At 66.6% G+C, this 11,736-nt stretch carries 14 protein-coding genes and 1 tRNA gene; 12 read left to right on the top strand and 3 right to left on the bottom strand.

Annotated features, from left to right (window positions below):
• The first annotated feature begins 148 nt into the window (after nucleotides 1–148).
• Together AUL30_RS04520 and AUL30_RS04515 are read left to right on the top strand one after the other, a co-directional pair.
• Nucleotides 149–562 carry a TIGR02300 family protein gene (locus AUL30_RS04520; protein WP_062226668.1) on the top strand — a complete coding sequence of 138 codons (414 nt, stop codon included), beginning with the start codon at nucleotides 149–151 and terminating at the stop codon, nucleotides 560–562.
• Nucleotides 563–681: 119 nt separating this feature from the next.
• Nucleotides 682–757: transfer RNA gene (locus AUL30_RS04515), tRNA-Ala, on the top strand.
• Between the two features lie 97 nt (nucleotides 758–854).
• On the opposite strand, the gene lhgO is transcribed toward AUL30_RS04515, so the two are convergent.
• On the bottom strand, nucleotides 855–2,078 hold the full coding sequence (gene lhgO, locus AUL30_RS04510; RefSeq protein ID WP_157069926.1) for an L-2-hydroxyglutarate oxidase: 1,224 nt from the start codon (nucleotides 2,076–2,078) through the stop codon (nucleotides 855–857).
• A gap of 72 nt (nucleotides 2,079–2,150) precedes the next feature.
• Nucleotides 2,151–2,708, bottom strand: a complete 558-nt coding sequence (hslV, locus tag AUL30_RS04505; protein ID WP_062226666.1) for an ATP-dependent protease subunit HslV — start codon at nucleotides 2,706–2,708, stop codon at nucleotides 2,151–2,153.
• A 149-nt stretch (nucleotides 2,709–2,857) separates the two neighbouring features.
• On the opposite strand from hslV, the gene hisB reads away from it, so the two are divergent.
• The 8 genes from hisB (at nucleotide 2,858) to AUL30_RS04465 (ending at nucleotide 7,982) form a co-directional block, all read left to right on the top strand.
• Nucleotides 2,858–3,466, top strand: coding sequence for an imidazoleglycerol-phosphate dehydratase HisB (gene hisB / locus AUL30_RS04500; RefSeq protein WP_062226665.1), 609 nt, complete (start codon nucleotides 2,858–2,860; stop codon nucleotides 3,464–3,466).
• A 1-nt stretch (nucleotide 3,467) separates the two neighbouring features.
• Nucleotides 3,468–3,956, top strand: coding sequence for a DUF2628 domain-containing protein (locus AUL30_RS04495; protein WP_062226664.1), 489 nt, complete (start codon nucleotides 3,468–3,470; stop codon nucleotides 3,954–3,956).
• Nucleotides 3,953–4,609, top strand: coding sequence for an imidazole glycerol phosphate synthase subunit HisH (gene hisH / locus AUL30_RS04490; RefSeq protein WP_062226663.1), 657 nt, complete (start codon nucleotides 3,953–3,955; stop codon nucleotides 4,607–4,609). The genes AUL30_RS04495 and hisH overlap by 4 nt, the downstream gene beginning before the upstream one ends.
• Nucleotide 4,610: 1 nt before the next feature.
• On the top strand, nucleotides 4,611–5,351 hold the full coding sequence (hisA, locus tag AUL30_RS04485; RefSeq protein WP_062226662.1) for a 1-(5-phosphoribosyl)-5-[(5-phosphoribosylamino)methylideneamino]imidazole-4-carboxamide isomerase: 741 nt from the start codon (nucleotides 4,611–4,613) through the stop codon (nucleotides 5,349–5,351).
• 84 nt (nucleotides 5,352–5,435) lie between these two features.
• Nucleotides 5,436–6,215 (top strand): imidazole glycerol phosphate synthase subunit HisF, encoded by a 780-nt coding sequence (hisF, locus tag AUL30_RS04480; protein ID WP_062226661.1) that lies wholly within the window; start codon nucleotides 5,436–5,438, stop codon nucleotides 6,213–6,215.
• 4 nt (nucleotides 6,216–6,219) lie between these two features.
• Complete coding sequence (locus AUL30_RS04475; RefSeq protein ID WP_062226660.1) at nucleotides 6,220–6,543, top strand: phosphoribosyl-ATP diphosphatase; 324 nt, start codon at nucleotides 6,220–6,222, stop codon at nucleotides 6,541–6,543.
• Nucleotides 6,544–6,548: 5 nt separating this feature from the next.
• Entirely contained in the window at nucleotides 6,549–7,505 is a 957-nt protein-coding gene (gene coaA, locus AUL30_RS04470; protein WP_062226659.1) for a type I pantothenate kinase, read from the top strand.
• Between the two features lie 3 nt (nucleotides 7,506–7,508).
• Nucleotides 7,509–7,982, top strand: a complete 474-nt coding sequence (locus AUL30_RS04465; protein WP_062226658.1) for a low molecular weight protein-tyrosine-phosphatase — start codon at nucleotides 7,509–7,511, stop codon at nucleotides 7,980–7,982.
• On the opposite strand, the gene AUL30_RS04460 is transcribed toward AUL30_RS04465, so the two are convergent.
• Nucleotides 7,970–8,722 (bottom strand): helix-turn-helix transcriptional regulator, encoded by a 753-nt coding sequence (locus AUL30_RS04460; protein ID WP_244490711.1) that lies wholly within the window; start codon nucleotides 8,720–8,722, stop codon nucleotides 7,970–7,972. The genes AUL30_RS04465 and AUL30_RS04460 overlap by 13 nt on opposite strands.
• A gap of 220 nt (nucleotides 8,723–8,942) precedes the next feature.
• Between AUL30_RS04460 and hslU the strand changes: the two genes are divergently transcribed.
• Both hslU and AUL30_RS04450 read left to right on the top strand, forming a co-directional pair.
• The gene (hslU, locus tag AUL30_RS04455) at nucleotides 8,943–10,250 is read left to right on the top strand and encodes an ATP-dependent protease ATPase subunit HslU (protein ID WP_062226657.1); all 1,308 of its coding nucleotides are present in this window, start codon (nucleotides 8,943–8,945) and stop codon (nucleotides 10,248–10,250) included.
• 131 nt (nucleotides 10,251–10,381) lie between these two features.
• Nucleotides 10,382–11,662, top strand: coding sequence for a PQQ-dependent sugar dehydrogenase (locus AUL30_RS04450; protein WP_062226656.1), 1,281 nt, complete (start codon nucleotides 10,382–10,384; stop codon nucleotides 11,660–11,662).
• The last annotated feature ends 74 nt before the right edge of the window (nucleotides 11,663–11,736 follow it).

Genomic DNA, 11,736 nt, shown 5'->3' with positions numbered 1-11,736 from the left:
GAAACATCAAGCTTTGACAAGGGCGGGTACACGCCGTAAGGGACCATCGATTTTCCGGCAGGCGCGGTCCCGGAGCGCGGTCGCCCCCGGGAGCTAGAGACCGCGGGTTGCCCGCCCAGCCTTCACGACCCATCGCAGCGAGGTCACGATGTCGAAACCAGAACTTGGCACCAAGCGTGTCTGCCCCGAAACGGGCCGCAAATTCTACGATCTGAACAAGGACCCGATCGTGTCTCCCTTTACCGGGAAACAGTATCCCCTGTCCTTCTTCGAGACGATCAAGGCCGCGCCGAGCCGCCCGAGCCGCGTTGCGGACGAGGCGGAGACCGAGGTGACGGAGGTTGCCGAGACCGACGAGGAGACCGTCTCGATCAACGACCTCGACGAGGATGACGACAACGGCAAGGACGAGCTGCCCGATGTCGACGGCGACGATGACGAGGGGATCGTGGTCGACGACGATGGCGACGATGATTCGACCTTCCTCGAGGACGACGAAGACGAAGACGACGACATGACCGACATCATCGGCGGCGGTCGCGACGACGAGGATGACGTCTGATTTGAAGGGCTTGGAACGGGCTGCAGACAAAGCGTCAATTTAGCGCTTGATCTTCTCCCGGCATTCCAATACCAAGCCGCCACACGAGAGCAACGCCGCTTCACGAAGCGGCCCGCTCCGGGGCCATAGCTCAGTTGGGAGAGCGCTTGAATGGCATTCAAGAGGTCGTCGGTTCGATTCCGATTGGCTCCACCAGTTTGAATGAAGGGTCGATATCCAGCAGGATATCGACCCTTTGTTTTTTGCCGTTCCCGCCTTTACCCGAACCGATCCGCAAGCTGTGATTCGCCTTTCAGGCAGCGTTGATCGCGCCGGCCTGCCCCGTCACGCCGAGCATCCTGTCCAGGATCATTTCGGCGATGGGGAAGGCCGAGGTCGCGGCCGGTGACGGCGCGTTGACGACATGCAGCATGCGGGGGCTCTGGGCGAAGAGGAAATCGTGGATGAGCGTTCCGTCCCGCGCGACGGCCTGCGCGCGGATGCCGGCCGGGTAGGGCTGGAGATCGTTCAAGGTCAGGCTCGGGCAGTATTTACGGCACTCGGCAAGGTAGCCGTTGCGGGACAGGGCATTGCGGGATTCGCGAAGGCCGCTTTTCCAGTGGATGCCGAGTGTCTTCCAGAAGCCGGGGAAGCGGGCCATGTCGTAGAGGTCCGAGGCCGACACGGCGCCCCGGCCGTACCCTTCCCGCGAGAAGCCGAGCACCGCATTGGGGCCGACCGTGACACGCCCGTCGATCATCCGCGTCAGGTGGATGCCGAGGAAGGGCAGGTCGGGATCGGGAACCGGGTAGATGAGATGGCGCACGACATGATTGCGCTCCGGCGGCAGCACGTAATACTCGCCGCGGAACGGGACGATGCGGCAATCGAGTTCCAGCCCCGCCATCCGGGCGACGCGGTCCGATTGCAGCCCGGCACAGGCGATCAGCCGGTCCGCGTGGAAGGTCTCGCCCTCCGTCTCGATCGTCACGCCCTGGGGATCCTCGGCAATGGCGCGGACCTTCGACCCCAGCCGCAACTGCGCGCCTTTTTCGGTCACCTCGCAGGCCAGAGCCGCGCATATGGCGCTGTAGGAGACGATCCCCGTCGCCGCGACGAAGAGGGCCCCCAGCCCGGCGATGTTGGGCTCACGCACCCGCAGATCGTCGGCCGTCAGGCGTTCGACCTCGATCCCGTTCTGGCGTGCACGGCCCTCGAGCGCCTGCATGCGCTCCAGCTCCAGGGCGTTCGTGGCGACGATGAGCTTGCCGCAGACGTCGAAGGGAATGTCGTTCTGGCGGCAGAAGGCCTTGGTGGCGATGGCGCCGTCGCGGCAGAGGCGCGCCTTCAGGCTGCCGGGCGCGTAATAGACGCCGGCATGGATGACACCGCTGTTATGGCCGGTCTGGTGCGCGGCAAAGCGCGCCTCCTTCTCCAGAAGGAGGACGCGCGCGCCCGGCTGGCGCTTAAGAATGGCGCGCACCGTGGCAAGGCCCACGATACCGCCGCCGACAATCGCGAAATCGAACCGCATGATGCCAACCGTTGCAATGACGGAAGGCATCTTAGGGAGCGCATGGCGGCAGGTCAAAGCGCGCCATGACGGCCGTCAGGCCGCGTCGAGGCTTTCCACGACCAGGTTTTCGTTGGTGTAGATGCAGATCTCGGCGGCGATCTTCATGGCGCGGCGGGCGATCTCCTCGGCCGACAGGCTGCTGTCGCTCAGGGCGCGCGCCGCCGCCAGCGCGTAGTTGCCGCCCGATCCGATGGCGATGATCCCCGCTTCCGGCTCCAGCACGTCGCCATTGCCGGTCAAGGTCAGGGTCACGCTGCGGTCGGCCACGATCATCATGGCTTCGAGCCGGCGCAGGTAGCGATCCGTCCGCCAGTCCTTGGCCAGTTCCACGCAGGCGCGCATGAGCTGGTCGGGATATTGCTCCAGCTTGGCTTCCAGCCGCTCCAGAAGGGTGAAGGCGTCGGCGGTGGCCCCGGCGAAGCCGGCCAGGACCTGCCCGCCCTTGCCGATGCGGCGCACCTTGCGCGCATTGCCCTTCATGACCGTATTGCCGAGCGAGACCTGGCCGTCACCCGCCACGACGACCTTGCCGTCCTTGCGCACCGTCACGATCGTGGTCCCGTACATCGTGGCCGGATCGTGCCTATCCATACTCATCGTCTTAACCTCGGTTTCGCCCGGCCTGCGCCGTCCTGGCGCTCATATGGTGGCCTGCCGCAGCTTGCGCAAATGGCATGGGTTTTCACGCAGGCCAGTTTGGCCTATGGCAACGAGAGGACCGAACAGGGGATTGGCAGGCGATGGGCGATACGGCCGGGCGGCGGGACGCGGCAATCGAGCGGGAAACGCAGGAAACCGCGATCCGCGTGCGCGTGGACATCGACGGTCAGGGCCGCACCAAGGTCGCGACGGGCGTCGGCTTCTTCGATCACATGCTCACCCATCTGGCGCGCCATTCCCTCATGGACATCACGGTCGAGGCCAAGGGCGACCTCCACGTCGACGATCATCATACGGTGGAGGATGTCGGCATCGCGCTCGGCCAGGCCCTGCGCCGCGCCATGGGCGAGCGGCGCGGCATCCAGCGCTACGCATCGCTCGATCTGGCCATGGACGAATGCCTGACCCGCGCCGCCGTCGACGTGTCCGGCCGGCCCTTCCTGGTCTTCCGGACGCGCTTCACGGCCGAAAAGATCGGCACCTTCGACACCGAGCTCGTGCGCGAGTTCTTCCAGGCGCTCGCCCAGAATGCGGGCCTGACCCTGCATATCGAAACGCTCTACGGCGAGAATTCCCACCATATCGCCGAAACCTGCTTCAAGGCGGTGGCCCGGGTGCTCGGGCAGGCCCTGTCCATCGACCCGCGCCAGGCCGACCTGATCCCCTCCACCAAGGGAGTGCTTGCCTGATATGTCGCGCTACGTCGTCCTCGAGCCCCCTGCCGGCGCGTCGGATGGCGACGTCGTCCTCGTGGCGGACCGGTTCCGCTGGCTGGGGCTGATCTTTCCCTTCCTGTGGCTTCTGTGGCACCGGCTCTGGCTGGCGACGCTCGGCTATCTCGTCGCGGTGGGGGCGGTCTTCGCCCTGGCGCAGCTTTCGGGCGCGGGAACGCTGCAGATCAGCCTCCTGGCGATCGGCGCCCTCGTGGCGCTGGAAGGCCCGCACTGGATCGTCGCCAAGCTGCGCCGTGCCGGCTACACCGATATCGGCACGATCGATGCCGACACGCTCGACGATGCCGAAGCCATGCTGGCCCAGGACCGCATGGTGCTGTCCGGCACGCCGGACGGCGTGCGGGGCGGCGTGGCATCGGCCCCCATGGGATTGACGCCGTCGCCGGCCGACCGGGCCTGGCGCGCATCCCGCAGCCTGCTCGATCCGATCGGGGACCGACCATGACGCAGCATGTCGCCATTATCGATTACGGCTCGGGCAATCTGCGCTCGGCCACCAAGGCCTTCGAGCGGGCGGCGGCCGATGCGGGCGTCGACGCACAGATCGGCCTGACGCAGGATCCGGACACGATCCGCCGGGCCGACCGCATCGTCCTGCCGGGGGTCGGCGCCTTCGCCGATTGCCGGGCCGGGCTCGATGCCGTACCGGGACTTGTCGACGCTCTGCGCGAGAGCGTCGAGCGGCGGGGCGTCCCGTTCCTCGGCATCTGCGTCGGCATGCAGCTCATGGCGGAACGGGGCCTGGAAAAGGGTGTGACGCCCGGCCTCGGCTGGATCGCCGGCGACGTGACGCAGATCACCCCGTCGGATCCGACGCTGAAGATACCGCAGATCGGCTGGAACACGATCGATGCGGCCATCGCCCATCCACTCCTGTCGGGCATTGCGACCGGGCCGGGCGGCCTTCACGCCTATTTCGTCCATTCCTACCATCTGGATGGGCGGCGGCCCGAGCAGCGTGTCGCCACGGCCGATTACGGCGGCCCGGTCACCGCCATCGTGGCCGATGGCAACAAGGCCGGGACGCAGTTCCACCCCGAAAAAAGCCAGACGCTCGGCCTGGCGCTGATTGCCAACTTCCTGACATGGGCGCCGTGACATGCCGCATCTCTTCCCCGCCATCGATCTGAAGGACGGCGCCTGCGTTCGGCTGAAGCTCGGCCTGATGGATGAGGCGACCGTCTACAACGCCGATCCGGCCGACCAGGCCCGCGCCTTCCGCGACATGGGCTTCGACAAGCTCCATGTCGTCGATCTGAACGGCGCCTTCGAGGGCCGTTCGGTGAACGGGGCGGCCGTCGATGCCATCCTTCATGCGGTCGGGCAGGATATGGACGTGCAGCTCGGCGGCGGCATCCGCAATATGGCGGCGGTAGAGGCCTGGCTGGACAAGGGCCTCGCCCGCATCATCCTGGGAACGGTCGCCGTGCGCGATCCGGACCTTGTCCGGCAGGCCGCTGCCCGCTTTCCCGGCCGGGTGGCCGTGGGGATCGACGCGCGCGGCGGGCGCGTGGCGGTGGAGGGCTGGGCGGAGGCCTCCAGCCTCGATGCTGCACAGCTGGCGCAAAGCTTTGAGAATGCCGGCGTCGCCGCCATCATCTACACCGACATCGAGCGCGACGGCATACTGGCCGGGATCAACTGGGATGCCACCATCGCCCTGGCGGAGGCCGTGAACATTCCGATCATCGCCTCCGGCGGCCTCGCCTCCATGAAAGATGTGGAGACGCTGGCGTCGCCGCGTGCTGCGCGGCTGGAAGGGGCGATTTCGGGGCGCGCGCTCTATGACGGCCGGATCGACGCGGCAGCGGCGCTGGCCCTTCTCGGCGCGGCGCGTTGAGCGGCCGAACGCTTGCCCCGGCAGGGCATGCGGTAGCATATGCAGGCGTGGCGCAGCCGCGCCCATGACGGGAAAGGCCTTCACGTGAGCTTCAAGTGCCGCATCATTCCCTGTCTCGACGTCAAGGACGGCCGGGTGGTGAAGGGTGTCAACTTCATCGACCTGATCGACGCGGGCGACCCGGTCGAAGCTGCCCGCGCCTATGATGCAGCCGGTGCGGACGAACTCTGCTTCCTGGACATCACGGCATCCTCCGACGAGCGGGCCACCCTGTACGACGTCGTGGCCCGGACGGCCGAAGCCTGCTTTATGCCGGTGACGGTGGGCGGCGGCGTGCGCAGCGTGGCCGACATCCGCCGGCTCCTTCTGGCGGGCGCCGACAAGGTGTCCATCAACACGGCGGCGGTGCGGCGGCCGGACTTCGTCGCCGAGGCGGCCGACAAGTTCGGCAACCAGTGCATCGTCGTCGCTATCGACGCCAAGCGTGTCTCGGCCGACGGAGAGCCGCTGCGCTGGGAGATCTTCACCCATGGCGGGCGGCAGACGACGGGGCTCGACGCCGTGGACTTCGCCCGGCAGGTGACGGCGCTCGGCGCCGGCGAGATCCTCCTGACCTCCATGGACCGCGACGGCACCAAGGCCGGCTTCGACCTGGCGCTGACGCGCGCGGTGAGCGATGCGGTGGACGTGCCGGTGATCGCCTCCGGCGGCGTCGGCACGCTGGACCATCTGGTGGACGGCATCAGGGAGGGGCACGCGACGGGTGTGCTCGCCGCCTCCATCTTCCATTTCGGAACCTACACGATCGGGCAGGCCAAGGCGCACATGGCCGCGGCCGGGCTGCCCGTGCGACTGGATGGCTGAACCCATGACGCAGTTTTCGCTCAAGGACCTCGAGGCGCGTGTCGCCCGCCGCGCGACGGCGGAGGATCCGGCCTCCTATACGGCCAGGCTCGTTGCCAAAGGCATGCCGAAGGTGGCCCAGAAGCTGGGCGAGGAAGCGGTGGAAACCGTCATCGCGGCGCTCGGCCAGGACAAGGCGGCGCTCACCGGCGAGATCGCCGATCTTCTGTACCACCTGATGGTGCTGATGCATCTGGCGGACCTTCCGCTTGCAGAGGTGGAAGCGGAACTCCAGCGGCGGACGGCGCAGACCGGCCTGGAGGAAAAGGCGCAGCGCGGCGCCGATTGAGATCGATGGACCAGATGTCCCCTTCGACCCTGTCGCCCTACCGCTTCTATTCCGCGCAGGAATGGTCCGCCTTCCGCGCGGACGAAAAGCTGACCCTCACGGAAGCGGAGCTCGAGCGTCTGCGTTCGCTCGGCGACGACATCGATCTGGACGAGGTCGCGCGCATCTACCTTCCGATCTCGCGCCTTCTGTCCGCGCATGTCGAGGCCATGCAGTTCCTGTTCCGGCAACGCCAGCACTTCCTGCGGCGGCCGGAGCAGCGCAAGACACCCTTCATCATCGGGATCGCTGGCTCCGTATCGGTGGGCAAGTCCACCACGGCCCGCATTCTGAAGGAGCTTCTGGCGCGCTGGCCGTCATCGCCCAAGGTCGACCTGGTCACGACGGACGGCTTCCTCTACCCCAATGCGGTCCTGCAGTCCGAAGGGCTCATGCAGCGCAAGGGCTTTCCGGAAAGCTACGACGTGGGCTCGATCCTGCGCTTCCTGTCCGACATCAAGGCCGGGGCTCCGGAGGTGCGCGCACCCGTCTATTCGCATTTCAGCTACGATGTCGTGCCGGGGCAGAACATCACCGTCGATCGCCCGGACATCCTGATCTTCGAGGGGCTGAACGTGCTTCAGGTGCGTGAAATGCCCAAGGACGGGCAGGCCGTGCCCTTCGTGTCGGACTTCTTCGACCATTCCATCTATATCGACGCGGACGAGGTCGATCTGCGGCGCTGGTATGTGTCCCGCTTCATGAAGCTGCGGGAGACCGCCTTCCGCCAGGAAGGCTCCTTCTTCCACCGCTACTCCAAAGTGTCGGAGGCGGAAGCGCGCACCATCGCCGAAGGGCTGTGGGCCGATATCAACGCCCGCAACCTCTATGAGAATATCCTGCCGACCCGGCCCCGCGCCGACCTGATCCTGCGCAAGGGCGGGCGTCACAGGGTCGAACAGGTCGCGCTCAGAAAGATCTGACCCATGGACAAGCCTGCCGTGCTCTTCGTGTGCCTTGGCAATATCTGCCGGTCGCCGCTGGCCGAGGCGGCCTTCCGCGATGCTGCGTCGCGCGCCGGACTGTCGGTCGAGACGGCCTCGGCGGGAACCGGCCGATACCATCTGGGCTATCCGCCGGATCCTCGGGCCCAGGCGGTGGCGCGGCGCGCCGGGATCGATATATCCGGCCGCAAGGCGCGGCTCGTCACCCCGGCCGATTTTCGCCGTTTCACCCATATCCTCGCCATGGACAGCGCCAACCTGGACGATCTTGCCGCGCTGCGCCCAGCCGACGCCACGGCGGAACTGTCGCTTCTCCTGGACCATGTCCCGGGGCGCGCCGGCCAGTCGGTCGCCGATCCCTATTACGGGCCGGATGACGGGTTCGAGACGACATGGGCGGACGTGACGGCCGGCGCACAGGCCCTCGTGCACCGGCTCAGCCCTCAGCTCAAATAGCCGAGCTGCGCGGCCAGGGCCACGGCGTGGGTGCGGTTGGCCGCATTCAGCTTGCGCGTGGCAGAGGCGAGATGCTGCGAGACCGTGTGCTCGGACAGGCCGAGCAAACCGCCGATCTCGGACGAGGTCTTTCCCAGCATGGCAAGGCGCAGGCAATCCATCTCCCGCTGCGACAGGGGGTTGGATTGCCGGTTCTCCTTCAGGCGGCAGGCTGACAGGATGCCGAACATGGAGAATGCCAGGCAGTGCAGCCGCGACAGGAGTTCGTCCGGCAGAGGCCGCATGGGCCCCGCCAGGATGGCCGCGCCTGCCAGGCCGCCTGGCCCGTGCACCGGCAGGTAGACGCCACATTCGAAGCCGCCGCCGGCCAGAAGGCGCGCCGTCTCGTCGCCTTCGTCCGGGCGCGCGGGATCGTAGCCGAACAGACTTTCCACATCGAAGGCGAAGGGCGAGGCATCGGCCTTCAGCGCCCGGATGACGGGTGAGTAGGCGGCAAGCCCGAGCGCGTTGTAGCGGCGCAGGAAGGCCGGCGCCCAGTTCGACAGGGCGACGCGCAGCTCCCCCTGCCCCTCCTCTGCCGCCAGAAACACGCAGAGTGCGGCGAGCGGCAGGCCGACCGAGGCGCCGATGCGGGCCACCGCATCCATCAGCTCGTCCTCTGACCACGGCATGGGGAGGGCCAGGAGCGGCGCGGCAAGGCCGCCATGCTCCGCGGACGGCCTCTCCTCAAAGGGCGGCATGACGACGTCTCCTGCTGTGGTCGTGTGGAACTATATCAATCATGCGTTGCATCGACACCCGTGGCGCGGTCCTCGCCCGCGTCATACCCAGCTTATTGCGGCCTTTTCCGGTCGCCGCACACCGGGGCATGCGCCGGGGTGGCAAAGTGGCGAAGGCTTCCCCATCTGGATACCGGATGCCGGTCGGCATTCATCCCATCGCTGGACAAGACAAAAGATCATGACCGACTTTTCCCCGCGCGAGATCGTCTCCGAACTCGACAGGCACATTATCGGGCAGAACGACGCCAAGCGCGCCGTGGCCGTGGCACTGCGCAACCGCTGGCGCCGGCAGCAGCTGGACGATTCGCTGCGGGAAGAGGTCATGCCGAAGAACATCCTGATGATCGGCCCCACCGGCGTCGGCAAGACGGAAATTTCCCGTCGCCTCGCCAGGCTGGCGGGCGCGCCCTTCATCAAGGTGGAGGCAACCAAGTTCACCGAAGTCGGTTATGTCGGCCGCGACGTCGAGCAGATCGTGCGCGACCTGGTGGAGATCGGCATTTCCCTGGTGCGTGAGAAGAAGCGCGAGGAAGTGCGCGCCAAGGCGCATCGTGGGGCGGAGGAGCGCGTCCTGGACGCGCTGGTGGGCAAGACCGCCTCACCTGCCACCCGCGATAGTTTCCGCAAGCGGTTGCGGGCGGGCGAACTGGACGACAAGGAAATCGATGTGGACGTGGCCGACACGTCCAATCCCATGGGCGCCATGGAGATCCCGGGCATGCCCGGGGCCAATATCGGCATGCTGAACCTGTCGGACATGTTCGGCAAGGCGATGGGAAACCGGACCAAGCAGGTGCACACCACCGTCAAGCAGAGCTACGAGCTCCTCATAAACGAGGAATCCGACAAACTGCTCGACAATGAGGCCGTGGTGTCCGACGCCATCGCGGCGGTGGAAAACAACGGAATCGTCTTCCTGGACGAGATCGACAAGGTCGCCAACCGGCAGGACGGGATGGGCGGCGGCGTCAGCCGCGAGGGCGTGCAGCGCGATCTTCTGCCGCTCGTCGAGGGAACGACGGTCGCCACCAAGCATGGACCGGTCAAGACCGACCATATCCTGTTCATCGCCTCCGGCGCCTTCCATGTGGCCAAGCCGTCCGACCTCCTGCCGGAACTGCAGGGCCGCCTGCCGATCCGGGTGGAGCTACGACCGCTGACGCGGGAGGATTTCCGCCGCATCCTGACGGAGACGGAGGCCTCGCTCATCAAGCAGTATGTGGCCCTGATGAAGACCGAGAATGTCACGCTGGACATCACCGACGATGCCATCGAGGCGATTGCGGACATTGCCGTCTCTCTCAATGCGAGTGTCGAGAATATCGGCGCGCGGCGCCTGCAGACGGTGATGGAGCGGGTGCTCGACGACATCTCCTTCGAGGCACCCGATAAAGGCGGCCAGTCCTACACGGTGGATGGCGCCTATGTCCGCCGGGCGCTGGACGGCATTGCCGACAATGCGGATCTGTCGCGCTTCATCCTTTGAACCGTCGGCCCGGTCACGGGGCGATTTCGATATCGTGTTCGCCTGCAAGGGGCGGCCGGGGCAACACCGGCCGCCCCTTGCGCATTGTGCCCTCAGCCATGATGGCGAGACGACGAATCGATGGAGCTCGAATGACCCGACTGACCGTACTCCTGGCCACGACGGCGCTCTTCACCGGAGTGGCCCTTGCCCAGAACGACAATTCCGGCCTTGGCCATGTCGAAGGCGTCGCACCCGCGACGGGCGAGGCCCCCGAGGCGGCTGGCCAGCCGGTCGAAACGAACCCGCCCAACGCACCTGACCAGCAACCGGCCAGCGCGGACCAGACGCGCGCGCCGCAGCCGGCCGAGATGCCGCAGGTCGAGGCGACCGTCGTCGCCGATGGTCTTCCGCACCTCTGGGCCATGGAGTTCCTGCCCGACGGTCGCATGCTCGTCACCGCCAAGGAAGGGCAGATGATGATCGTGTCGGCTGAAGGACAGGCCGGCGATCCAATCGACGGTGTTCCCGAGGTCGCGTCCGAGGGCCAGGGCGGGCTGCTCGACGTGGCGTTGAGCCCGCAATTTGCAGAAAACCAGACCATCTTCTTCTCCTTCTCCGAGCCGCGGGACGGCGGCAACGGAACGAGCGTCGCCAAGGCACGGCTGGTCGAGGACGGCGATACCGCGCGGCTCGAGGACGTGGCCGTGATCTTCCAGCAGATGCCGACCTATGATGGCGACAAGCATTTCGGCTCGCGGCTCGTCTTTGCGCCGGATGGCAACCTTTTCGTGACAGTCGGCGAGCGCTCCGATCCCGAACCGCGCGTCCAGTCGCAGGATCTTGGCAGCGGGCTCGGCAAGGTGTTCCGCATCACGCCCGACGGCGAGCCCGCCGAGGGCAACCCCTTCATCGACCAGGAAGGGGCACTCCCGGAGATCTGGTCCTATGGCCACCGCAATCTGCAATCGGCAACTCTCGATGCCGACGGAACGCTCTGGACGGTGGAGCACGGTCCCAAGGGCGGCGATGAGCTGAACCAGCCGCAGCCGAGCCTGAATTATGGCTGGCCCGTCATCACCTATGGCGTGGAATATTCCGGCGCGAAGGTCGGCGAGGGCCAGACCGCGGCCGAGGGCATGGAACAGCCCGTCTATTACTGGGATCCGGTGATCGGGCCGTCGGGCATGGCGCTCTATACGGGCGACGAGTTCCCCGAATGGCAGGATGCGCTGCTGATCGGCGGCCTCGTATCCCAGGGCATCGTCGTTCTTCATACGGAAAATGGCCGTGTGGCGTCCGAGGAGCGTGTGCCGCTGGATGCGCGCATCCGCGACGTGCGTGTCGGGCCGGACGGGGCCGTCTATGCGGTGACGGAGCAGCGGGGCGGCGGCGACAGCTCGATCATCCGACTGACCCGCGCCGCGAATTGACGCTTTAAGGTTAGCCGGGCTTACAATTGTACATTGCCAGGGGTGCGTGCTAAGGAGCGCGCACCCTTTCTTGC

The organism is Aureimonas frigidaquae (assembly GCF_001463905.1).
Classification (GTDB): domain Bacteria; phylum Pseudomonadota; class Alphaproteobacteria; order Rhizobiales; family Rhizobiaceae; genus Aureimonas; species Aureimonas frigidaquae.
Note: the sequence above shows the minus strand (reverse complement) of the source record. Positions and strands in the feature narration are given on the sequence as shown.